Source organism: Blastococcus sp. TF02-09 (genome assembly GCF_003319105.1).
GTDB lineage: Bacteria > Actinomycetota > Actinomycetes > Mycobacteriales > Geodermatophilaceae > Blastococcus.
The window spans coordinates 257,315-279,286 of record NZ_QOHH01000003.1 but is presented as its reverse complement, the minus strand read 5'-3'; the positions used below and the strand labels follow the sequence as shown (position 1 = coordinate 279,286).

General features: G+C 75.7%; 20 protein-coding genes and 1 pseudogene. 10 read left to right on the top strand and 11 right to left on the bottom strand.

The window, feature by feature from the left end; all coding sequences use genetic code 11:
- Window positions 1–2: 2 nt before the first annotated feature.
- Both DQ239_RS06315 and DQ239_RS06310 read right to left on the bottom strand, forming a co-directional pair.
- A complete protein-coding gene (locus tag DQ239_RS06315; RefSeq protein ID WP_113833553.1) occupies window positions 3–644 on the bottom strand; it encodes a hypothetical protein in 642 nt (213 codons plus the stop codon).
- A 117-nt stretch (window positions 645–761) separates the two neighbouring features.
- Window positions 762–2,963: an HNH endonuclease signature motif containing protein gene (locus DQ239_RS06310; RefSeq protein WP_199582719.1), complete on the bottom strand. Its 2,202-nt coding sequence runs from the start codon at window positions 2,961–2,963 to the stop codon at window positions 762–764.
- A gap of 139 nt (window positions 2,964–3,102) precedes the next feature.
- Here DQ239_RS06310 and DQ239_RS06305 point away from each other — a divergent pair, with 139 nt between their 5' ends.
- From DQ239_RS06305 to DQ239_RS06295, 3 genes and pseudogenes are all read left to right on the top strand, one after another.
- A complete protein-coding gene (locus DQ239_RS06305) occupies window positions 3,103–4,209 on the top strand; it encodes a transcriptional regulator (RefSeq protein WP_113833752.1) in 1,107 nt (368 codons plus the stop codon).
- Window positions 4,206–5,126, top strand: a complete 921-nt coding sequence (locus DQ239_RS06300) for an ABC transporter ATP-binding protein (RefSeq protein ID WP_113833551.1) — start codon at window positions 4,206–4,208, stop codon at window positions 5,124–5,126. The genes DQ239_RS06305 and DQ239_RS06300 overlap by 4 nt, the downstream gene beginning before the upstream one ends.
- A 20-nt stretch (window positions 5,127–5,146) precedes the next feature.
- A pseudogene (locus DQ239_RS06295) lies at window positions 5,147–5,686 on the top strand (ABC transporter permease); the annotation flags it as partial.
- 243 nt (window positions 5,687–5,929) lie between these two features.
- Here the strand turns inward: DQ239_RS06295 and DQ239_RS06290 are convergent.
- Window positions 5,930–6,685, bottom strand: a complete 756-nt coding sequence (locus DQ239_RS06290; protein ID WP_233488819.1) for an alpha/beta fold hydrolase — start codon at window positions 6,683–6,685, stop codon at window positions 5,930–5,932.
- A 113-nt stretch (window positions 6,686–6,798) separates the two neighbouring features.
- Between DQ239_RS06290 and DQ239_RS06285 the strand changes: the two genes are divergently transcribed.
- Window positions 6,799–7,488, top strand: coding sequence for a CDP-alcohol phosphatidyltransferase family protein (locus tag DQ239_RS06285; protein ID WP_113833549.1), 690 nt, complete (start codon window positions 6,799–6,801; stop codon window positions 7,486–7,488).
- Window positions 7,489–7,653: 165 nt separating this feature from the next.
- The gene (locus tag DQ239_RS06280; RefSeq protein WP_113833548.1) at window positions 7,654–8,631 is read left to right on the top strand and encodes a carbohydrate kinase family protein; all 978 of its coding nucleotides are present in this window, start codon (window positions 7,654–7,656) and stop codon (window positions 8,629–8,631) included.
- On the opposite strand, the gene DQ239_RS06275 is transcribed toward DQ239_RS06280, so the two are convergent.
- The 8 genes from DQ239_RS06275 to DQ239_RS06240 all read right to left on the bottom strand — a co-directional run bounded on the left by DQ239_RS06275 (window position 8,628) and on the right by DQ239_RS06240 (window position 14,959).
- Window positions 8,628–9,179 (bottom strand): dihydrofolate reductase family protein, encoded by a 552-nt coding sequence (locus DQ239_RS06275; RefSeq protein ID WP_113833547.1) that lies wholly within the window; start codon window positions 9,177–9,179, stop codon window positions 8,628–8,630. The two genes, DQ239_RS06280 and DQ239_RS06275, sit on opposite strands and share 4 nt — an antisense overlap.
- A 65-nt stretch (window positions 9,180–9,244) precedes the next feature.
- The gene (locus tag DQ239_RS06270) at window positions 9,245–9,901 is read right to left on the bottom strand and encodes a flavin reductase family protein (protein WP_199582718.1); all 657 of its coding nucleotides are present in this window, start codon (window positions 9,899–9,901) and stop codon (window positions 9,245–9,247) included.
- Window positions 9,898–11,034, bottom strand: a complete 1,137-nt coding sequence (locus DQ239_RS06265) for a glycosyltransferase (protein ID WP_113833546.1) — start codon at window positions 11,032–11,034, stop codon at window positions 9,898–9,900. The genes DQ239_RS06270 and DQ239_RS06265 overlap by 4 nt, the downstream gene beginning before the upstream one ends.
- A complete protein-coding gene (locus tag DQ239_RS06260) occupies window positions 11,031–11,831 on the bottom strand; it encodes a carotenoid biosynthesis protein (protein ID WP_113833545.1) in 801 nt (266 codons plus the stop codon). The genes DQ239_RS06265 and DQ239_RS06260 overlap by 4 nt, the downstream gene beginning before the upstream one ends.
- Window positions 11,828–13,462, bottom strand: a complete 1,635-nt coding sequence (locus DQ239_RS06255; RefSeq protein WP_233488817.1) for an NAD(P)/FAD-dependent oxidoreductase — start codon at window positions 13,460–13,462, stop codon at window positions 11,828–11,830. The genes DQ239_RS06260 and DQ239_RS06255 overlap by 4 nt, the downstream gene beginning before the upstream one ends.
- Window positions 13,463–13,464: 2 nt before the next feature.
- Window positions 13,465–14,052 carry a GNAT family N-acetyltransferase gene (locus tag DQ239_RS06250; protein ID WP_113833544.1) on the bottom strand — a complete coding sequence of 196 codons (588 nt, stop codon included), beginning with the start codon at window positions 14,050–14,052 and terminating at the stop codon, window positions 13,465–13,467.
- Window positions 14,049–14,561, bottom strand: a complete 513-nt coding sequence (locus DQ239_RS06245) for a YbaK/EbsC family protein (protein WP_113833543.1) — start codon at window positions 14,559–14,561, stop codon at window positions 14,049–14,051. The genes DQ239_RS06250 and DQ239_RS06245 overlap by 4 nt, the downstream gene beginning before the upstream one ends.
- Window positions 14,562–14,614: 53 nt before the next feature.
- Entirely contained in the window at window positions 14,615–14,959 is a 345-nt protein-coding gene (locus DQ239_RS06240) for a MazG nucleotide pyrophosphohydrolase domain-containing protein (RefSeq protein ID WP_199582716.1), read from the bottom strand.
- A 185-nt stretch (window positions 14,960–15,144) separates the two neighbouring features.
- Here DQ239_RS06240 and DQ239_RS06235 point away from each other — a divergent pair, with 185 nt between their 5' ends.
- The 5 genes from DQ239_RS06235 (at window position 15,145) to DQ239_RS06215 (ending at window position 21,961) form a co-directional block, all read left to right on the top strand.
- Window positions 15,145–16,596: an HNH endonuclease signature motif containing protein gene (locus tag DQ239_RS06235; RefSeq protein ID WP_147252013.1), complete on the top strand. Its 1,452-nt coding sequence runs from the start codon at window positions 15,145–15,147 to the stop codon at window positions 16,594–16,596.
- Between the two features lie 162 nt (window positions 16,597–16,758).
- Window positions 16,759–17,082, top strand: a complete 324-nt coding sequence (locus tag DQ239_RS06230) for a DUF6504 family protein (RefSeq protein ID WP_113833541.1) — start codon at window positions 16,759–16,761, stop codon at window positions 17,080–17,082.
- Window positions 17,082–17,552, top strand: coding sequence for an SAV_6107 family HEPN domain-containing protein (locus DQ239_RS06225; RefSeq protein WP_113833540.1), 471 nt, complete (start codon window positions 17,082–17,084; stop codon window positions 17,550–17,552). The genes DQ239_RS06230 and DQ239_RS06225 overlap by 1 nt, the downstream gene beginning before the upstream one ends.
- Window positions 17,549–21,346, top strand: a complete 3,798-nt coding sequence (locus tag DQ239_RS06220) for a DNA polymerase III subunit alpha (RefSeq protein WP_113833539.1) — start codon at window positions 17,549–17,551, stop codon at window positions 21,344–21,346. The genes DQ239_RS06225 and DQ239_RS06220 overlap by 4 nt, the downstream gene beginning before the upstream one ends.
- 12 nt (window positions 21,347–21,358) lie before the next feature.
- A complete protein-coding gene (locus DQ239_RS06215; protein ID WP_113833538.1) occupies window positions 21,359–21,961 on the top strand; it encodes a GDSL-type esterase/lipase family protein in 603 nt (200 codons plus the stop codon).
- Window positions 21,962–21,972 lie beyond the last annotated feature (11 nt).

Genomic DNA, 21,972 nt, shown 5'->3' with positions numbered 1-21,972 from the left:
GGTCACGACCGCGGGGTGACCCGGCCGGCGAGGACCGCCGCGGCCTCCGCGGCTGCCTTCCGCAGACCTTCGCGCTCGGCCGCGTAGCCGCCGGCCACACCGACCACCGGGATGTTCGACAGCGCCCGGTGGCGCAGCTTGCCCTTGGGCCGGGAGTCGAGGACGTCGTCGATCCGGGCCAGCAGCCGGGCGACCCGCCACACGGTCCGCACCGGGCCGAGCACGCCCCGGCGCTCCCCGGGGGCGCCGAACGCCTCGCCGCGGTAGGTGCCGCGGGTCCGGGTGAGCAGGGGGCCAACCGTCGCGGGTGACAGGTCGCGGTCGAGCAGGACGCGGGCGAGCAGGGACACCCGCTCGGCGGGGTCGGTGACGTCGTGCTCACCGGCAACGCCGAGGACGACGATCGACTGCACCGCGGTGCCCACCGTGTTCTGCAGGGGGAGCAGGTCGGCGACCTTGCCGGCGAAGCGGGGCGCGGCGGACACGACCGCGGCGACGCGGGTCACCCGGTCGGCCCACCACCGGTCCCGCTCGGCCTGCGGTAGCTCCGGCGGGCGGCCGAGCCGCTCGGCCAGCGGGGTGGCGAGCCGGTCGACCCGGCGGAGGACGTCCACGACGACGGCGTCACTGATCGGGGCAGCCATGGGCCGGGGATAGCCAGCAGCGCCCCGGTGCACGCGTGAGCTGCGTCCCGAGCCGGGCACCCGACGCCGTCCCCGGGTCAGTACGGCCGGGCGGGGGTGAGTCCGGTGTCTCGGGGGTCAGTAGGGCGGGGGAGTGGTGACGGCGACCAACCCGGTCGGGGTGGTGACGGTCAACGTGCCGTCCGCATCGAGCCGGTGCACCCACCCCGGCGCCTGATGCTTGCCGCGGTGGTGGGTGGTGCAGTAGCCGACGAGGTTGGCGGCGCCGGTCGCGCCCATCGGGTGGGCGACGCTGTGGTCGAGCTCTCCGCCCCGGGGCACGCGTCGACCGCAGCCCGGGAACCTGCAGCGCCTGTCGCGGGCGCGTACGAAGCGGTCGAGTTCTGCCGCGGGCCGGTAGCCATTCGTGGGGCCGGGCGGGCCGAGCCCCGGGCGGTCGCCGAGATCGTGGCTGCAGCCCGCTCCGGGCCGACGGCACGCTGCCCGGCCGCAGCTGCCCGCCCGTCGCAGGCCCGGGAGGTCGCTGAGCGCGACCAGTGCCCCGGAGAGCGCATCGACGAGGGCGATGCGCGGACGGTCGGCCAGTCCGCCTCCGCCGGCCGTCGCCAGCAGGTCGGCAAGCAGCCCCCGTTGTGCGTCGGTGGCCGCCTCGAGTGCCGCGACGGCGTCCTCGGCCCGCGTCACGCGTCCTGCCGGGCCGGCCGTCCAGGCGTCCTCGTCCGCCGCGTCGGCTGCGGCTGCGGCGTGGACGGCGCGTTCGGCGCGGGCCACGGTGCGGCGAGCGTCCTCCACGGCGTGCCCGGCGTCGTCCAGCGCTCGGTCCGCCGTCGCCCACGACCGGGCATCGGCGGATGGTGCGGGCTCCGGGGCCTGCGCTCGCCTTCCCGGTGGCCCGGGCGGGTCCGCGTCGTCCCATCCGCCCACGTCCGGCATCTCGGAGCTGAGGTGGTCCGGGGAGGGCGGGCCGGCGTCGGGGTCCGGATCGCCCAGTTCGCCAGAGAGGACCCGCCGCTCCATCTCGGCCCACCAGCTCGCCAGTTCCTGCTGCTCGCGCTCTTCCCAGCTCGGACCGGCCGCTGGGCACGCCTCCGGCGCAGCACCGGGGCCGTTCGCATCGGGGCCGTCCGGGTGCGTGCCGTCAGGATCGGTGCCGTCCGGGTAGAGGCCGTCCGCGTCGGTGCCGTCCAGGCGAGCGCCGGCCGGATCGGTGCCGTCATCGGTGGTGCCTGCCGCACCGGTGTCGAGAGAGTCGGTGCCGTCCGGGTGGGTGCCGTCGGGGTCGGCGCCGTCCGCATCGGTCGTGGTTCCGGCGGGGCGGCCCAGGCCCATGCCCGTCAGGGCGGCGAGCAGCTGGCGCACCATCTCGGCGGGAACCACCTGGCCGTCGACCTCGCCGGGCTCGTCACCACCGGTCAGCGTGGCGATCGAGGCCACCACGGTCAGCAGCACCTGCACCGGAGGCAGATCGGTCTCGCCGGGACGCAGCACCAGCTCGAGGAGGCAGTCGAGCATCTTCTGCCCACGCGTCCGGGGATCGTCGTCCTGGGTGAGCGCCTCGGCGCAGGCGACCAGCGCCCGGTGCAGCGCCTGCGCCTCGGGCATCGTCGCGACGACCGTCAGCGTGGCCATGCCGTCGGTTCCGTCGGCCCGGAGGTAGATGCCGCGCTGCAGCAGTGCCTTCTCCAGTCGCCGGGCGGCCGCACGGACATCGCGGCGGGTCACCTCGCGCAGCGCCTTGCGGTTCAGCTGCGGCGGGGCCACGACCCGGCCTGCGGACCACCGCAGCAGCGTGGCCTCGACCTCCGCACGGATGACGGCGTCCTCGATCGGGGCGACCTTGTCCAGCATCGTCCAGAGGTGTCCGGGGTGGAGCGCTCCGGCCTCGAGCGCGGCCAGCGTCCCGGGCAGCCGGTGCACGAGGTCGAGCGACCGGCTCAGCAGCGTCTCGGCGGCCGGTGAGCTCAGCGAGAGCGCTACCACGAGTTCCTGCGCCGCCCACTCGCTGACCTGGCGCAGCGCCTCCGGCCGGGCGGCCCAGCGCTCGGCGCTCATGGCGCCCGGCTCGCCCTGTGCCCGGTCAACCGTGGCCGGACGGGCGGCGGCGAACCGGGACACCGCCCGTGCCCGCACCGCCGTCAGCCGGGCGATCTCGCGGTCCGCCGCCTGGATCTCGCCGAGCGGCCCGTCGGAGAGAGGGACCGGTGGTGCGAGCTCCGGCCATGCGTCGGAGTCCGTGTGCGCGCGGCGTCGCCGGTCCGCCGCACGGGCGCGGCGGCAGGCCTCCGTGTACCAGGCCGTCGGCGGGTTCCCCGTGCGCATGTGTTCGATCATATGTTCGAATGCATGCGTTGGCAAGAGGACAGCGGACCCGTGCGCAGGCTCGGGACGGCGGGGGAGGCGCTGGTGAGGAGTTCCGGAAGCCGCCGCGGTGGACCGCGGCGGACGTACCGTGGCGCCCATGTCGGACCGGGGGCGCGCCGCCGCGCCGCGATGGGCCGCGGTCGGGGCCCTCGTCGCGCTCCTGGTGTCCCTCCCGGCGGTCGTCGGCGCGCTGCCCGCCTCGGACACCGACATCTCCGCGCCCGACCTGCGCGCCGCCGTCCTGACCAGTGGGTCGGTCGGGTACTCCGGGTACGCGGAGTCCGCGGGCGGGCTGTCCCTGCCCGTGACCGACCAGCTGACCTCGGTGGCCGACCTGTTCAGCGATCGGACGACGATGCGCGTCTGGTGGCGCGGCCCCACCGACCACCGGGTGGACGTCGTCACCACCGCCGGCGAGACGGGCGTGCACCGCGACCGGCGGGGCACCTGGACCTGGGAGTACGAACGGGCGACGGCGACCCGCACGGCGGCCTCACCCCTGGAGCTGCCCGCAGCGCCGGACCTGCTGCCCCCTGCACTGGGCCGGCGGCTGCTCTCCGAGGCGGCCGACGCCGAGCTGTCCCGGATCGGCGCGCGGCGGGTGGCCGGCCGCGACGCGCTCGGGCTCCGGCTCACCCCCGCCGAGCCCGCCGCCTCCGTCCGCCGGGTCGACGTGTGGGTCGACGGCGACAGCGGGCTCCCGCTGCAGGTCGAGGTGGTGGCGAAGGGCGCGGACCGGCCGACGCTGGACACCCGGTTCCTGGACCTCGAGCTCGCCGTCCCACCCGCGGAGGTGACCGCGTTCCGGCCGCCGCCGGGTGCGACGGTGCGGGAGGGGCGGCAGGCGGAGGTGCTGCGCGAGGCCGGCGACCGCGTGCGCCTCGTGTCGCTGCCGGCCGAGCTCGCCGGCCTGCCGCGGCGGGTGATCGAGGGAGCACCGGCCGGGATCGGGCTCTACGGGTCCGGTGTCACGCTGCTCGCCGTCGCGCCGGTCCCGAGGGAGCTGGCGAACGCCCTGGACGACACGTTGGCGCAGAGCCCGGACGTCGTCGTCGACGAGGCGGGCGCACGGATCGCCGCCGGTCCGGTCGGCCTGATGCTGGTGGATCCGCCCGGCCGCGGCCGCTACGTGCTCACCGGCACGGTGACCCTCGACGCGCTGGTCACCGCCGCCGGCCAGCTGCCCGTGGCGGCCGATCGGTGAGCGTCGTCATCAGCACCCGCGGTCTGGTCAAGCGGTACGGGCGGGTGCGGGCCGTGGACGGCATCGACCTCGACGTGCAGCAGGGGGACGTCTACGGCTTCCTCGGCGCCAACGGGTCGGGCAAGACCACCACCGTGCGCATGCTGCTCGGCCTGGTGCTGCCCACGAGCGGGGAGATCGAGCTGCTGGGCGGCCGGATGCCGCGCGCCGGGCGCCGGGTGCTGCCGCGGGTGGGTGCGCTGATCGAGGGGCCGGCCGCCTACGGGCACCTGTCCGGGCGGGAGAACCTGCGGCTGCTCGACGCCTCGGGCCGCGGCGGGCCGTGGCGCACCCGCAGCGCCCGGGTCGACGCCGCGCTGGACCAGGTGGGGCTGGGCGGTGCCGGGCGCAAGCCGGTGAAGGCCTACTCGCTCGGCATGCGGCAGCGGCTCGGGCTGGCCGGTGCGCTGCTCCGCCGTCCCGAGCTGCTCGTGCTCGACGAGCCGACCAACGGCCTGGACCCGCAGGGCATCTCCGAGATCCGCGAGCTGCTGCTGGACCTGCACCGCGGCGGGACGACGATCTTCCTGTCCAGCCACCTGCTCGCCGAGGTGGAGCAGCTGTGCTCGCGGGTCGGCGTGCTGGACCGCGGCCGGCTGGTGCTGCAGGACCGGATCGCCACCTTGGTCGCCCCCACCGGCTCGACCGTCGTGCACAGCCCCGCCCCCGAGCGGGTGCGCGCCCTGCTGGACGGTCGGGTCACAGCCATGGAGGGGGACCGGCTCGTCGTGCGGGGCGCCGACCCCGCCGAGGTCAACGCCCTGCTCGTGGGCGCCGGCATCCCGGTGACCGGGCTGGCCCTCGACCGCCCGACGCTCGAGCAGGTGGTGCTGGCCGCTGCGGGCACGAGCTCCGACCGGCTGGAGGCGCGGCGGTGATCACCGTGGAGCTGCGCAAGATGTTCCGGCGCCCGCGGACGTGGGGCACCATCGCCGTCCTCAACGCCCTGCCGGTGCTGGTGGCGGTGCTGCTGGTCGTCACCGACCTGGCGCCGCGCCCCGGCGAGGGGCCGCCATTCCTGTCCGCCGTCCTGCGCAACGGGTCGCTCTACCCGCTGGCCGCCCTGGCGATCGTGCTGCCGCTGTTCCTGCCGATCGCGGTGGCGGTCATCGCCGGGGACGCGGTCGCCGGGGAGGCGCAGGCCGGGACGTTGCGCTACCTGCTCGCCCGGCCGGTCGGGCGCACCCGGCTGCTGGTGGCCAAGCTGGTCGCCGTCCTGGCGTTCGTCGCGGTCACGGTGGTCGTCGTCGCCGCCGTCGGCTACCTCGTGGGGACGACGCTGTTCGAGGCCCAGCCCACCGGGGGGACGTCGGTGTCCGGCACCTCGCTGACGTCGGAGCAGATCGCCGGGCGCACGGTCCTCGCCATCGGGTACGTCGCGGTGTCGATGCTGGGGGTCGCGGCGTTCGGCCTGTTCTTCTCCACGCTCACCGACTCGCCGCTGACGGCCACCATGGGCGCGCTCGCGGTCCTGGTCACGTCATCGCTGCTGTTCACCCTGGACGCCGCCTCGCCGATCGCGCCCTACCTGCCCACCCGGTTACTGGCTGGCCTTCGTCGACCTCTTCCGCGACCCGATCCAGTGGCGGGACCTCACCCGCGGCCTGGCGCTGCAGGGTGTCTACGTCGGGGTGCTGCTGGCCGCGGCGTGGGCGAACTTCACCACCAAGGACGTCACCAGCTAGCTCAAGCGGGCGCAGTCGGCCGGGCCGAGCTCCACGGGTGCACCGGCCGCGAGCTCGGCGAGCACCATCTGCTGCACCAGCCGGTCGCGCGGGAGCTCGCCGTGCCCCACCCTCGAATCGGCGCAGACGGACTGGACCGGCAGCTCGAGCGCGCCGTCGAGCCGGGCGCTGTCCGGCGGGGTCACCGTCCGGTCGAGGGTCGTCCAGATGGACACCCAGCTGGGCCCCGCCGGCGTCTCGTCACCGTCGTTCAGCGCCGCGAGCAGCTCGCTGCCCGGAGCCAGCTGGCGGCAGGCGACCGGGCACTGGGAGGGCGCCAGGGACGCGGCCAGCCCGGCGAGTTCGGTCCCGTGGTGCGGGGAGCCCAGCGTGACGACTCGGCGGACCACGTCGGCGCCGCCGTCGGCGATCCAGAGCCGGGCCACGACCCCGCCGGCCGAGTAGCCGACGACGTCCACGGCGGGGTCCCCGGTGCGCGCCAGCACCGCGGTCGCCGCGGCGTCCAGGACGTCGGCCGCCGCGGCGAGGTCGACGGTGCCGTCGCCGGGGAGGTCGACCACGGTGGCGTCGCGCCCGGACGCCGCGAGCCGGTCGGCGAGGGTCTGCAGCGCCCCGGTGGCGCCGCCGTAGCCGGGCACGAGCAGCACCGGGCCGAGCCGGTCCTGCGCGGCCGGCTCCGCCTCGCCGGCCGACGTCCGCTGCACCAGCACGACGCCCAGGACCACCGCGCCGGCGAGCACCAGGGCAATCACGACGAGAACGACGCGTCGGCGCGCAGGGGAGAGGCCGGCCAGCATCCCCCTACTGTCCCTCCTCGGGAGCCCGGCGCCAGTGCCCGGATCCACGGCGCGGGGGAGGGGACGCGGTGCTGAACCGGGACGAGTACCTGGCGGCGTGGTCGCGCTGGCACGGCGACGCCGACACGTCGTCGCCCCTCGTGCGGGGGTGGCTGACCCTCGCGCACACCCTCGCCCGGCCGCTGGCGGGGCTGCCGCCCATCGTCGCGACCGCGGGTGGCCTCGTCGTCGCCGGGGCTGCCGTCGCCCCGGCCGCCGCCGGGGGCGCCTGGCTGATCGCCGCCGCGCTCCTGGTGGGCCTGTCGGGACTGTTCGACAGCCTCGACGGTGCCCTGGCCATCGGCGCCGGGCGGGCCTCGCAGCGCGGGTTCGTGCTCGACTCGGTGGTCGACCGGCTCACCGAGGTCGCCTACGCCGGTGCGCTGTGGGCCGCCGGCGCTCCCGGCTGGCTGGTGGTCGTGTTCGGTGCGCTGTGCTGGCTGCCGGACTACGTGCGGGCCCGGGCCGGGCAGGCCGGCGTGGACCGCACCGGCCCCATCTCGCTGTGGGAGCGCCCCACCCGCGTGGTCATGACCGCCCTCACGCTCGGCGGCGCCGCCGTGGTCTCCGGTCTGGAGGTGCGCGGGGTCGACGGCGACGTGCTGACGGTGACCAGCGGGTCCGCGGTCGGTGCGCTCCTCGGCGCCGCGGCAACGGTGCAGCTGGGGTGGTGGCTGCGCTCGGAGCTGGCCGGGCCGGAGGCACCCGGAACGCGCTGACCGGGCACCGTGCGGGTGCAGCGGGGCACCTCGGGGCCTCCTGCGGTCGGGGCGGCGCCTACTCTGTCCGGTGCTCGACCCCCTCCGTTCACCCCTCCGTCACCCAGGCCCGCCCGCGAGCCGGGGGCCCGTGCCCCTCCGGAGCCATCCCCCCAGGAGCAGCCCGTGCCCGTCGTCGTCACCGGGTCCATCGCCACCGACCACCTCATGACCTTCCCCGGGAAGTTCACCGAGCAGTTCGTCGAGGGGCAGATGGAGAACGTCTCGCTCTCCTTCCTGGTCGACGACCTGGTCCAGCACCGGGGCGGGGCCGGCGCCAACATGGCCTACGGCCTGGGCCTGCTGGGCCTGGGGCCGGTGCTCGTCGGCGCCGTCGGCAACGACTTCGCTGACTACGAGGCATGGCTCAGCCGGCACGGCGTGGACACCGCGAGCGTGCACTGGTCGGAGCTCAAGCACACGGCCCGCTTCGTCTGCACGACCGACATGGCCAACAACCAGATCGCGTCGTTCTACTCGGGCGCCATGAGCGAGGCCTCGCAGATCGAGCTGGCGCCGGTCGCCGCCCGCATCGGGGACCTCGACCTCGTCGTCATCGGCCCCAATGACCCGACTGCGATGGTGCGGCACACCCACGAGTGCCGGGAGCGCGGCTACCCCTTCGCCGCCGACCCGAGCCAGCAGCTGGCCTGGGCCGACGGCGAGATGATCCGCGACCTCGTCGACGGCGCCGAGCTCCTGTTCACCAACGAGTACGAGGCCGCGCTGCTGCTGCAGAAGACCGGCTGGACCGACGCCGAGGTGCTGGCCCGGGTGGGCACCTGGGTGACCACGCGTGCCGCCGACGGCATTCTGGTGCGCCGCGCGGGCGAGGAGCCCATCTCGGTCATCGCCGTCCCGGAGACCAAGCCGGTCGAGCCCACCGGCGGCGGCGACGCGCTGCGGGCCGGGTTCATCGCCGGCCGCACGTGGGGCCTGAGCCTGGAGCGCGCCACCCAGCTGGGCTCCGCCGTCGCCACCGCCGCCGTGGAGGTCATCGGCACGCAGGAGTACGACCTGCCGCGGGAGAGCTTCCTGAGCCGGTTCGCCGAGGCCTTCGGGGACGAGGCCGCCGCCGAGGTGGCCGCGCACCTGCCCGCCTAGCAGGCCGGCGCCCAGGCGGCGTACGTGACGCCGTTGCCGAAGGCCTTCGCGTCCAGCCGGCGCAGCCGCGGCACCTCGACGCCGTCGGGGAACAGCCGACGGCCGCGCCCCTGCACGACGGGATGGGTGAACAGGCGGTACTCGTCGACCAGGCCGGCCGCGATCAGCGCGTGGGTGAGCGTGATGCTGCCGGTGACGACGACGTCCTGACCCGGCTGCTCCGTGAGCTCGCGCACCGCCGCGACGACGTCCCCGCCCAGCACCGTCGTCGGCTCCCAGCCCGGATCGGGCAGGGTCGAGGACACGACGTACTTCTGCACCTGGTCCAGGTAGGCCGAGATGCCGGTCGGGTCGTCGGTCTGCAGCGGCCAGTAGCCGCGGAAGTCCTCGAAGGTCTGCCGGCCCAGCAGCAGCGCGTCGGCGGTCTCGTCCTGGCGGCGCACCTCCGCGAGCTGGTCGGAGGCGTCGGCCTGCGGGTCGAACCAGTCGCCGATCATCTCGATCGAGCCGTCGAGCGTGATGTTCTGCGTGACGACCAACCTGCGCATGGTGGGCTTCCCTCCGTCGAACGGTGACGGAGGTAGGACACCTGCCCGCTGGGGAACTGAGCGGGTCACCGACCGCGGAGGCGCTCGCCGATGCCGGGGTCGTCGGTCCAGGTGCGGTACGGGATGCGGCGGATCTCGCGGACCTCGCCGATGGTCGACCACTCGTTCCCGCCCAGCCGGGCCAGCGGCCGCAGGTGCTCGATGCGCGGCCGGCCGTCCTGCACCGCCTCGGCCCACACGCTGATGTGCCGGACCCGGCCGAAGACGACCGTGCTGTCGCCGAAGCTGACCGTGCCGTGCAGGACGCACTCGATGGACACCGGCGACTCCGCCACGCGCATCGCGTCCACGGTCTCGGCCGGCTCCAGCCGCACCCCGGTGTGCTCGGCCTCGCTGTGGTCGGGCGGGAAGTCGGTGGCCGTGGCGTTGACCTGCTCGAACAGGGCCTCGGGGGTGAGGTTGACGGTGAACTGGCCGGTCGCCTCGGCGTTGCGCAGCGAGTCCTTGCGGCCCACGGAGGTGAACTGCACGACCGGCGGGGTCACGCACGCCACCGTGTAGAAGGAGTGCGGCGCGAGGTTGTGCACGCCCTCGGCGGAGCGGGTGCAGACCCAGGCGATCGGCCGGGGGACGACGACGGAGTTCAGCACCCGGTAGAAGGCGCCGGAGTCCATCGCGTCGGGGTCGAAGGAGACGCGGTCGCGGGCTGCCGGGGAGGTCACCGGCCCATCCTCGCCGCAGCGGCACCGGGCTGCGCGGTCACCCCTCGGCCGCGCCAGCGCAGCGTTCCGCGCCGGTGCCCGGCGACCGAGCGGACCATCAGGAGGTCCAGGGCCAGCACGGACAGCGGATGGGCCAGCGCGTCCGGCCACACCCGGCCGCCGGTGGCCGCGGCGGTGACTGCCCGGCCGGCCACCCCGCCCGCGTACCCGACCAGCCCGGCCCGCGAGCCCCGCAGCGCCGCGGCCGCGGGCAGCACCCACACCGCGGTGAGCGCGCCGGCGGTGAGCAGCCCCGCGGCCGGTGAGCCGCCGACGGCGGACCAGAGCGACTTCGCGTAGCCGTCCCGGACGCCGGGCCAGCCCTCGTACATGCGGCACACGGCCAGCCGCGACCCGTCGATCACGACCCCGCGCCCACCGGCCGCCTTCACCGCGCGCAGCAGGGCGACGTCCTCGATGACCTCGCCGCGGACGGCGGCGTGCCCGCCGGCCCGCTCGTAGGCCTCCCGGCGCACGACCAGGAACTGGCCGTTCGCCGCGGCCAGCGCCGGCCGGGGCGAGCGCTCCGCCGCCCGGAGCGGCAGGAAGGTCGCCCACAGCCAATGCTGCAGCGGCTGGACCAGCCGCTCGGCGGCGCTGCCGGCGAGCTGCCGCGGCCAGGGCGAGACCAGGTCCAGCCCGGCCTCGTCCAGGACCGACACGGCCGCGGCGACGGCGTCGGGCATCAGCCGCACGTCCGCGTCCAGGAACACCAGGACGTCGGCGTCGCCCGCCACCTCCGCGCCGCGCGCGCACGCGTGGGGCTTGCCCAGCCAGCCCGGCCCCGGCGGCGGCGCCGTCACCAGCTGCACCCGCGGGTCGGGGTGGGCGGCCACGAGCGCCGCGGTGCCGTCGGTCGAGCCGTCGTCCACGACGACGACGCGCAGCCCGGGAACCCCCCGCTGGTCGAGGGCCGCGGCCAGGCAGTCCAGGACGTGCGCCGCCTCGTCGCGCACCGGGACGACGACGGTGACCGACCTCTGGACCGGCGCCGGCGCGGCGGGTGGGCGGCGCAGCAGCGCGGCGTTGAGGGCCGCGTGCGCCGCGCCCGCGACCGAGATCCCGGCCAGCGTGCGCAGGAACCGGCCGCTCACGGCTGACGGGCGTGCTGGACGGCGAGCACGGTGAGGACGGCGGCGCCCAGGCCGGCGCCCCACGCGGCGGAGCCGGGCAGCCCCAGCCAGCCGGCGTGGGCGAGGGCGCCGCCGAGGGTCATCCAGGCCAGCGCCAGCAGCGGCGCGGCGTCGCCGACGGCGGGGGGAGTGGCGGTGCGCTCGACGAGGAGGTCGAGCAGCGTCATGAGGACCGCGCCGGCCACCAGCCAGCCGGCCAGGTTGGTCAGGGGGACGGTGTCGATGCCCGGGAGCCCGGGCGACGGGTGCGCCCACGTCCAATAGCCGGCGTCGACCATCTGCGGATCCAGGACGACGTCCCAGCCGGCGAAGACGGCCGCCGACCACGCGATGCGCGCCGCCCGCCGTCGCCCGGGGCGCACCGGGCGGGCCAGCCGGCCGCCCAGCAGCCAGCTCGGCCAGGCCATCATCAGCCAGGCCAGGGGCACGAGGAACGGGACGCCGAGCAGCGTCGGGCCCAGGACGTCGCTGTAGGTGTAGCTGCCGTAGGGGAAGCCCGTGGCCAGCCCGACGCTCTCGAACCCCACGGCGACCGCGCCGACGAGCACCAGGACCCCGACGCCGGTGCGCGCTCCTCGGCTGAGCCAGGCGTGCACCACCGACAGCGCCGCGCCGAGCAGGACGATGGCCCAGCTGACCGCGTTCCGGTTGGTGTCGGCGAGGGGGTAGGCGATCGCGGTCAGCACCAGGGCGCTGGCCAGCGCCCACGGCAGCGCCCGTCGGAGGACCGGCGCCGGCGGGGCGGCCGTCGTCGTCACCGGCCGGTCCGGACCCGGCGCAGGGACCGGGCCGCGGCCGCGCGGGCGCGCGCGGGGCGCGACCGGTCGCCGAGCACCACGCGGGCGGCGCTGCGGCCGGAGTTGCCCGAGACCCCGCCGCCGGGGTGGGTGGAGGCGCCGGCGAGGTACAGGCCGGCCAGGCCGGGGACGCGGTAGCCGGACAGCGCGGGTGTGGGCCGGAAGCCGAACATGCTGGCCAGGCCCATCTCCACGTGCATGACGTTGCCGCGAGGCAGGGCCAGCTCGCGCTCCAGGGCCACCGGGGTCTGGACGTACAGCCGCTGTACCGAGTCGGCGAACCCGGGGGCGAACCGGTCGACGGCGTCGACGAGCCGCCGCGCCTCGGTGTCGGCGAGGGCGTCCCAGTCGGCGCCGTCGGCGAGCGCGTAGGGGTACCACTGGCCCCAGATCGTGACGACGTGCGACCCGTCCGGAGCGAGGGTGTCGTCGCTCGCGGAGAAGGACATCGCCAGGGGCACCGGCTCGCGCGGCACCCGGCCAGCGCCCCAGTCGCCGTGGGCGGCGGCGAGCTGAGCGCGGTCGGTGCACAGCAGCTGGAGTCCCTGGAGCGACTCCTCCGGGGTAGCGCCGGGATAGGCCGGCAGGGCGTCGGTGAGCGCGCGCACGACCAGCCCGAAGCCGTTGCCGACCGGGGGGTCCGTCTCGGCCAGGGCGGGCGGGGCGTCCGCGCCGGCCAGGCGCCGAGTCACCCCGATGTGGCACGCGGCGACGACGGCTCCGGTGCCCAGACGCCGTCCCGACGCGGTCTCGACGCCGGTGACCCGGCCCTCCTCCACCAGCAGCCGCGCGGCGCCGTCGCCGAGGGTCACCCGCCCGCCGTCGGCCTCCAGCCGACGGCGCAGCGCGGCGGTCAGTTCGCCCGAGCCGCCGACGGGGTGGCCGGGCGGCACGTCGTGCAGCAGCGCCACCCAGCCGACCATGGCGGCGGTGCCGGGCTCGGACATGGGCGGGCCGGACTGCGCACCGAACCAGGCCAGCGCCGCCTTGAGCCGCTCGCTGCCGAACCAGCGGTCCAGCAGCGCGTCGCCCGAGCCGAGGAAGTCGATGGCCAGCTCGGCGCCGGGGGTGCGGGCGCGGTCCTCGCCGGGAGCGCCCAGCGGCCAGAAGGAGCGGACCAGCCCGCCGGCGCTGGGCCGGCGGCCGAAGGAGGCGACGACGGCGCGGCTGCGCGGACCCCACACCGCCACGAACCGGCGGTAGGCCTCGGCGTCCTCCGGCCCGCAGGCCGCGGCGATGGACGCGCAGGTGGCGTCGAGGTCGACGGAGAAGACCAGCGGCCGGCCGTCGGGACCGGGGTCGCCGGGGGACGGCGCGGGCGCGAACCCCCACGGGTCGCAGTCCAGGTAGCGCAGGCCGTGGGCGGCGAGGTCCAGCTCCTCGACGATGCCGCTGTGCCGGATGATCACGTGTGCGCTCGAGCCGCGGTCGACCCGCACCCCGGGCCACCGCTCGACGGTGGAGACCGCGCCGCCGAGGACCGTGTCGGACTCCAGGACCTCGACCGACAGGCCGGCGCGCGCCAGGTAGCAGGCCGCGACCAGCCCGTTGTGGCCGGAACCGATCACGACGACGTCGACGGGTGGCGGCACGCTCAGGTGTTCGCCGGCCGCGGCTCGCGCGGATGCATCGGGAGCTCGACCCCGAGGATGGCGAACGGCCGCGGATCGCCCGGGAAGTGGTAGCCGCGGGCCAGGTCGACGAAGCCGTCGGCGTGGTAGAGCCGGAACGCCTTCGTGTCGGCGTCGGGGGTGGAGAGCAGGGCCACCGGGGCGGTGGTGCCGGCCACCAGGGCGTGCAGCAGCCGGCGGCCCAGCCCCTGGCTCTGGTGGTCGGGGTGCACGTGCAGCTCGCAGACCTCGAAGGCGCCGGGCAGCCACTTCTTCGCCGTCCGCCGGTCCAGGGCCGCGCGCACCTGGTCGTGCCACCACTGGCCGGGCGCGATCAGGTAGCCGTAGCCGAAGCCGACGAGGCGCTCGCCGTCCTCGGTGGCGGCGAAGGCCCCGACCGCCCGGAAGCCGGGACGGTCGGTGTGCTGGATGGCGTAGCCGTAGCGGCCGGCCACCACCCCGGGGTCGTAGCCCATGGCCAGGCCGTAGATGGCCAGCGCCTCGTGCATGTGGTCGCGCAGCCAGGCGACCGGGAGGTCGACGATCCTGGTGCCGGGGCGGGTGTCGGTCACGAGCCGACCGCCTCGGCGCCGTCGAGCACGTCCTCGCCCACCTCGGCGGCGGTTCCGTCGGTGAGCCGGAGCAGCTCGTCGTAGGTGGTCGGGAAGACCGTCGCGGGGTGCCCGGCCGCCGCCCAGACCTGCGGGTGGCGGGCGAGCTCGACGTCGACGAGGGTGCCGATCGGCTCGGGGTGGCCGACGGGGGCGACGCCGCCGATCGGCTGGCCGGTGACCGCGCGGACCAGCTCGGCCGGTGCGCGGGAGACGGAGTCCACGCCCAGCAGGGCGGCGACCTTCGACTCGTCCACCCGGTGCGCGCCGCTGGTCATGACCAGCAGCGGCTGGCCGGCGGCGACGAAGACGAGGCTGTTGGCGATGGCGCCCACCGGCACGCCGAGCTCGGCGGCGGCCGCGGCGGCGGTGCGGACCTCGGCGGGGAGCACGCGTACCTGACCGGCCGCGCCGGCCTCCTGCAGCAGGCGGCTGACCGCGGCGACCCGGGGGTGCGCGGGCGAGGACATGGGTCGATCCTGCCACCGCCCCGGCGACCTCGGCCGGTCGGGCGGCGCCACCGTCAGCCGCCGGCCCTCCCGCCCGTGTCTCGCACGTCGTCGAGCTGTTGTGCGAGGGCTTGCATCGTGTCGGCGAAGGCGGTCTCCAGGTCGACGCCGTAGGTGTCGGCGAGGGTGAGGACGGCCCAAAGGCAGTCCGCCAGTTCATGGGCCAACGCGTCATCGAGGTCGTCGCGTGGCCGCACGCCGGCTTTGCCCTGCACGAGCTTCGCGAGGTCGCCGACGTCCCCGAGGAATCCCAGCATGATCTCTTCGGCCGTCCAAGAGCGTCCGTACTGCTCGCTCTCCACCTGCGCGTACTTCGCTCGCACTGCGCGTGCCGTGGCCTGCATCTCGCTGAAGTGCATGCCTCATCGTGAGCCACGCGGACGGTGGTGGTCGGGTTCGCCTTGCTCGTTCAGCCGGGTGCGAACCCAGGTGAGGACGGCACCGCGGTGATGGACCCCCGGCGCGAGGGAATCCAGTGGGATCACTCCGGCCGTCGTCCCGCTGACCAGCGGAAACTGTCGTACCCGGGGCCTAGCGTGCAGGCATGGAGGAAGGAGGAACGGTCGGACCGCCGGTCGACGGCGAGCCGATGCCGTTCGTTCCCTCGGAGCTCGGGTCGGCGTACGACACCGACCTCGAGCTCGTCGCCGACATCTGGTCCTCCGACGCGCACATGGCCCGTGAGTACGCGCGGCAGGCCGCCGCGGTCGCCGAGCTCGCCCGGCGTAGGACCGTCGAGTGGGACGCGGACTTCGGTTCGCGCGGGGCTCCGGGCGTCGACTCGCGGGCGATGCGTCCGCCCGCACTCGCCGACGTCTCCGACGACTTCGTCTCCGAGCTGGCCGTCATCCGACACTGCTCCGAAGACGAGGCGTCCCGGCTGGCGGCCGAGTCGGTGCTGCTCACCACCACGCTGGCGCCGACCTGGTCGGAGCTGTTCGCGGGGCGGCTGACGATCCGCAAGGCGCGCATCCTGCTCGACCTCCTCGGCGATGCCTCCGACGCCGTGGCCGCCGCGGTGCAGGCCCGGGTGCTCCCCGGCGCCGAGGACTGCCCGCCGTCGCGGTTGGGCGACCGGGTCCGCTACCACCTCTACCGGGTCGATGCCGCAGCCAAGGAGCGCCGGCGCCGGGAGGCGGAGCGGAGGGCCGACGTGCACGTCGAGCGCACCGCCGACGGTCTCGGCCGCCTGGTGATCGAGGGACCGCTGCCCGTCGTGCACGCAGCTCGCGACGCGGTCGCTCAGTACGCGCGCTGGCTGCGGGCCGAGGGGGACGACCGGCCGATGGGGGTGCTGCGCTCGACCACCGCGCTCGATCTGCTCCTCCGGCCGTGGGACACCAGCCGCCCGGCCGTCACCGCCCACCTGACCATCCACGCGGCGCTGCCGGCACTGCGAGCCGACGCGCCGTCCGGTGCGGCTCCGGCGGAGGTGGACGGGCAACTGGTCTCCGCCATGCAGTGCCGGGAGCTGCTCGCCTCCCTCGATCTGCTCGGCCTAGGCACTCCGCCGGCCGGCGGCTCGGTGTCGATCGCGATCGACGACCCGGCGAGCGGTGAGACCGTCGCCGTCGCGACCCGCACGGAGCTCCGCCGGGCCGCCGGTCCCGGCGGATCGGGGCTCGGGCGCCCGCCGCCCACCGGGAGCTACGAGCCCTCCGCTGCGCAGCGGCGCCTGGTGACGGTCCGCGATCGGCGCTGCCGGATGCCGGGGTGCGGCCGGCGCGCCGGCACCTGCGACATCGACCACGGGCACCCGTACGCCGACGGCGGTCCGACGGCGTGCGAGAACCTCTGCTGCCTGTGCCGGCGGCACCACCGGATCAAGACCTTCGCCCGGGGATGGTCGTTCGCCCTGGGCGTCGATGGCCGGCTCACGGTCCACACTCCGTCGGGCGTCTCGCGGACGACGAGGCCGCCGGGTTGGTACCACGACCCCGAGCCGGATCCTCCCGAGCTCGAGGAGCTCGCCCCGCCCGATCCACTGCGCCCGTGACGACCCGCCGCGTCGTCTTGACGACGCATCCGCGCTCCGGTCTACTGGACATCGCTCGAACAAGCGTTCGAACACAGATCAGCCGCCATCCGCACCCGTCCCCGACCTTCCCCACGGGGTGGTGCGGACGGCGGAGTGCTGCAGACGTTGGGGAGGTCCGTCATGAGCCGGGTGCTCGGTGAGGCCGTCGACCGGATCGGCGAAGAGGTGCAGGTGGAGCGGGGTGCGCTCGGTCCGCTGCAGTTCTGGCGCGGGCAGTCCCGCTACCTCGTGGGGGAGCTGCTCGACTCGTGGATGGAGACCTCGCCCTGGTGGCAGCGCGACGCCGGGAGCGGAGGAGCGTCGGCCGACCTGGTCGCCCCGCGCGAGGTGTGGCGGGTGGAGGCGGTGCGCGCGGGGCGCTCGCGCACCGACTTCGCCGGTGTCTTCGACCTGTCCTGGGACGCCGCGGCGAACCGCTGGTGGCTCGTCCGGGTGCACGACTGATGGGCGCCCGACCCCTCATGGCCGATCAGCTGCCCCTGCCCCCGGCGCTGCCCGCCGCCGCGGTGACCCTGCTGGAGCAGGCCCACCGCGGGCTGTCCGAAGCCACCGGCTGCACCGACGCCCGCCAGCGCTACGCCACCGCGCACCTCGGTGCGCTGCGGGCCGCGGCCGCCGTGCTGGCCGCCCGCACCCGGCCCGAGGGCGGCCGCCGCCGGCCGCGCAGCGCCTGGGTGCTGCTCGGCCAGATCGCGCCCGAGCTGGGGGAGTGGGCCACCTTCTTCGCTGCCGGTGCCGCCAAGCGGGCCGCCGCCGAGGCGGGCCTGTCCTCCGCCGTCACCGACCGCGAGGCCGACGACCTCGTCCGCGACGTCGGCGCCTTCCTGATCGTGGTGGAGAACTACCTCGGCGCTGTTCCCACCTACCCGCGGCCGCGGGTCGTCGGCGGCACCTCGTCCGAGCCGCGGCGGTGAACGACCCTTTCGTCCACCTGCACGTCGCGTCGGGCTACTCCATGCGGTTCGGGGCCAACCACCCCGCCGACCTCGTGGCGCGCGCCGCCGAGCACGGGATGAGGGCGCTGGCCCTCACCGACCGCGACGGGTTGTACGGGGCGGTCAAGTTCGCCCTGGCCTGCCGGTCGGCGGGGATCCGCCCGATCTTCGGGGTCGACCTCGCCGTCGCCCCCGCGCCGGACACCACCGTGCCCCCGGCGCTCGCGCACGCCCTCGGCGGCGCGGCGTCCGGCGCCCGGGCGCCACGCCGGCACCCGTCCTCCCCGCCGGGCACCCGCCGGGCGCCGGCCCGGGGCGGGGCGGCGGTCGACCTCCGGCTGCCGCGCACCACCTTCCTGGCCCGCGACGGCGCCGGCTGGGCGTCGCTGTGCCGGCTCACCAGCAGCACCCACCTGCGCGGCACCCGCGGCGAACCGGTCAGCTCGCTGGCCATGGCCGCCGAGCACGCCACCGGCCTGACCGCGCTGCTGGGGCCCGACTCCCCGGTGGGCCGGGCGCTGGCCACCGGCCGCACCGAGCTCGCCGCGGCGCAGCTCGACACCTGGCGGGCGGTCTTCGGGCCGCACGTGGTCCTCGAGGTGGTGCACCACCGGGGCCGGGGTGACCGGCAGCGGGCGCAGGCCATGCTCCGGTTCGCCGCCGAGCAGGGTGTGCCGGCGGTGCTCAGCAACGCGGTCCGCTACGTCGACGCCCTCGACGCGCCGACCGCCGACGTCCTCGACGCCGCCCGCCGGCTCGTCCCGCTGGACCTGCGGCACGTCGACCGGCGCACCGCCGAGGGCTACCTGAAGTCGGGCAAGGAGATGGCGCAGGTCGCCGAGGACCTCGTCGGCCCCGATCGGGACGCAGCAACGAGGCTGCTCGAGCGCACCGCCCGGCTGGCCGAGCAGTGCGCCGTCGACATCCGGGACGACCTCGGTGTCGGCAGCGTCCGCTACCCGGAGCTCGACGTCGTCACCACGGCCGCCGAGCGGGGGATGACCTCGTCGGAGGTGCTGCGGGCCCGCTGCGAGGCGGGGCTCGGCCGGCGCGGGATGCCGCTGTCGGAGCGGGTGCGCGTCCGGCTCGATCAGGAGCTGGCGGTGATCGACCAGCTCGGCTACCCCTCCTACTTCCTCACCGTCGCCGACGTGGTCGACCTCATCAAGAGCTTGAGGGTTCGGGCGGCGGCGCGTGGCTCCGGTGCCGGCAGCCTCGTCACCTACCTGCTCGGCATCTCCGACGTCGACCCGATCCGCTACGGCCTGCTGATGGAGCGGTTCCTCTCGCCGCTGCGCCACCAGCTGCCCGACATCGACATCGACGTGGAGTCCGCCCGGCGGATGGAGGTCTACGACGCCGTCCTCGACCGGTTCGGCGCCGACCGGGTCAGCTGCATCTCGATGATGGACACCTACCGGGTGCGGCACGCCATCCGCGACGTCGGCGCCGCGCTGAGCCTGCCGCAGGCCGAGATCGACGCCGTCGCCAAGGCGTTCCCGCACATCCGGGCCAACCAGGTGCACGCCGCGCTGCGCGATCTGCCCGAGCTGCGCGCCAGCCGGTACGGGTCGCGACGATCCGGTGGCAGCGGTGACCTGGACCTGCTGTTCGACCTGGTCGCCCGGCTCGACGGGCTGCCGCGGCACATCGCGCTGCACCCGTGCGGAGTGCTGCTCTCCGACACCACCCTGCTCGACCGCACCCCCGTCGAGAACAGCTACCTGGGCTACCCGATGAGCCAGTTCGACAAGGACGACGTCGAGGAGCTCGGGCTGCTCAAGCTCGACCTGCTCGGCATCCGGATGCAGTCGGCGATCGCGCACGCCATGGACGAGGTGGCGCGGGTCGACGGCGAGACCCTCGACATCGACGCCGTCCCGCGGGACGACCCGACGACCTTCGAGCTGATCCGCAGCACCCGCACGCTGGGCATGTTCCAGATCGAGTCGCCCGGCCAGCGCGAGCTGGTGGGCAAGTTCGGCCCGCAGACGTTCGAGGACCTCATCATCGACATCTCGCTGTTCCGGCCCGGGCCGGTGAAGAGCGACATGGTCACCCCGTTCCTCCTGGCCCGGAACGGCTGGCGGGACGCCGAGTACCCGCACCCCGACCTGGAGTTCGCGCTGGCGGAGACCGCGGGGGTCGTGGTCTTCCACGAGCAGGTGCTGCACGTCGTCTCCCGGATGACCGGCTGCACGCTGGCCGAGGCCGACGAGGTGCGCCGGGCGCTGGGGGAGAAGGACGCCCATCCCGAGGTGCGCGCGTGGTTCATGCCCCGCGTGCTGGACGCCGGGTACCCGGAGGAGGTCGCCGAGCAGGTCTGGCAGGTGCTGGTGGCCTTCGGGTCGTTCGGCTTCTGCAAGGCGCACGCGGCGGCGTTCGCGCTGCCCACCTACCAGTCGGCCTGGCTCAAGACCCACCACACGGCGGCGTTCCTCGCCGGGGTGCTCACCCACGATCCCGGCATGTACCCGAAGCGGCTGATCCTCGACGACGCCCGCAACTTCGGCATCGCGGTGCTCGGGCTCGACGTGAACGCCTCGGGGGAGACCTACCGGGTCGAGCGGTGTGACGAAACCTCGGCGGAGAGTCAGGAGGGCCGGCGGCTGCCGGAGTGGATGCCGGCGGCGATGCCCGACCCCTCCCGCTACGGCGTCCGGCTGTCGCTGGCCGACGTGAAGGGCATCTCCGACGACGAGGTCGCCCGCATCGTCGCCGGGCAGCCCTACCGGTCGCTGAGCGACTTCTGGTCCCGGGCGTCGGTGTCCCGCCCGGTGGTCGAGCGGCTGGTGCTCGCCGGCGGCTTCGACTCCCTCTACGGGTTCGGCATGCGCGACCGCGAGTCGCGGCGACCCGCGCACCGCCGCCGGCAGCTCACCCGCCGCGACCTCCTGCTGCAGATCGGCGAGCTGGACCGGTGGAGTCGCAGCGGCGCCCGGGCGAGCTCGGCCGGGCAGCTGAGCCTCGATCTGCTCGGGATCGAGCAGGACGGCGCCGGCCAGGAGGCGCTGTTCCCGCTCGACGACGTCGCCGGACCGGAGGAGCGCGCCGACGGGCCGGGGGTGGGCCCCGGCTGGGCGGAGGGCAGCGGGCTGCCGGAGTTCACCGACGCCGAGCTGGTGCGCGCCGAGCTGGAGGTCCTCGGTCTGGACGCCAGCCGGCACGTCGTCGACTTCTACAAGCCGTTCCTGGCGGCACTGGGGGCGGTGCCGGCCGCCGACCTGCTCGGCTGCCGGAGCGGCTCGGAGCTGCTGGTCGCCGGGGTGAAGGTGGCGACGCAGACCCCGCCGATCCGGTCGGGACGGCGGGTGGTGTTCGTGACCCTGGATGACGGGACCGGCTGTACCGACTCGACCTTCTTCGAGGACGCCCAGGGGCCCTACGCCGCCACCGTCTTCCACTCGTGGCTGCTGGTGGTCCGCGGGGTGCTGCGCCGCACCGGCGCGCGCGGGGTCTCGCTGCGGGCGACGGGGGCGTGGGAGCTACCGGCGCTGCACGAGGCATGGGAGACCGGCGGCCTGGACGCGGTCCGCGAGCTGATGGCCGCACCGGGGGAGTACACCGAGCAGGCGATCGCCGGGGCGGCGGCCTCGCACGGGCCGCGGCCGGTGATCGTCAAGCCGGTGCTGGTGCACCCCACCGGCTTCCGGATGTCGCCCTACGCGGACATCAAGCCGGCCGGCGACGACGCCGGGACCGCAGCCCGGCGCGCCGCTGCCGGCCCGCCGCGCAAGCTCTGGCACTCCAGCCCGGGCAGCTCCGGTCACTAGCAGGATGGGGAGGTGACCCGGGACCTGCGCGTCTGCTTCGTCGGCGACTCCTTCGTGGCCGGCGTCGGCGACCCCGAGCACCTCGGCTGGGCGGGCCGGCTCTGCGTCGCCAGCGCGCGAGCCGGCCTGCCGGTCACCCGTTACGTCCTCGGCGTGCGCCGGCAGACCACCGCCGAGGTCGCCGAGCGGTGGGCCGCCGAGTGCCGGGTCCGCCTGGCGGGTGGCGAGTGGGAGCCGCGGGTGGTCCTCTCCACCGGCGTCAACGACACCACGGAGGAGGACGGCGCCTCGCGGCTCGAGCCGGAGCAGTCGGTTGCGGCCCTCGCCGGGATGCTGGCCGGCGCGGCGGACGCGGGGTGGCCGGTGCTCGTCGTCGGCCCGCCCGCCGTCGCCGACGACCGCCAGAACCAGCGGATCGCGCACCTCGACGACCGCTTCGCCCGCGCCTGCGCCGACCACGGCGTGCCCTACGTCCCGGTCGCCGCCGCGCTGGCCGCCGACCCGGTCTGGCGCTCCGAGGTGGCCGCCGGCGACGGTGCGCACCCCGGAGCCGCCGGCTACGCACGCCTCGCCGACCTCGTCCGCCCCGCCTGGGAGCGCTGGCTCGGCGGCTGATCACCTCGGGC

What these genes read in the sequence shown, in the direction of transcription:
- DQ239_RS06315 (WP_113833553.1), bottom strand. Translation starts at nt 644, where the DNA reads ATGGCTGCCCCGATCAGTGACGCCGTCGTCGTGGACGTCCTCCGCCGG.
- DQ239_RS06310 (WP_199582719.1), bottom strand. Translation starts at nt 2,963, where the DNA reads ATGCGCACGGGGAACCCGCCGACGGCCTGGTACACGGAGGCCTGCCGC.
- DQ239_RS06305 (WP_113833752.1), top strand. Translation starts at nt 3,103, where the DNA reads ATGTCGGACCGGGGGCGCGCCGCCGCGCCGCGATGGGCCGCGGTCGGG.
- DQ239_RS06275 (WP_113833547.1), bottom strand. Translation starts at nt 9,179, where the DNA reads ATGCGCAGGTTGGTCGTCACGCAGAACATCACGCTCGACGGCTCGATC.
- DQ239_RS06245 (WP_113833543.1), bottom strand. Translation starts at nt 14,561, where the DNA reads ATGTCCTCGCCCGCGCACCCCCGGGTCGCCGCGGTCAGCCGCCTGCTG.
- DQ239_RS06240 (WP_199582716.1), bottom strand. Translation starts at nt 14,959, where the DNA reads ATGCACTTCAGCGAGATGCAGGCCACGGCACGCGCAGTGCGAGCGAAG.
- DQ239_RS06235 (WP_147252013.1), top strand. Translation starts at nt 15,145, where the DNA reads ATGGAGGAAGGAGGAACGGTCGGACCGCCGGTCGACGGCGAGCCGATG.
- DQ239_RS06230 (WP_113833541.1), top strand. Translation starts at nt 16,759, where the DNA reads ATGAGCCGGGTGCTCGGTGAGGCCGTCGACCGGATCGGCGAAGAGGTG.
- DQ239_RS06225 (WP_113833540.1), top strand. Translation starts at nt 17,082, where the DNA reads ATGGGCGCCCGACCCCTCATGGCCGATCAGCTGCCCCTGCCCCCGGCG.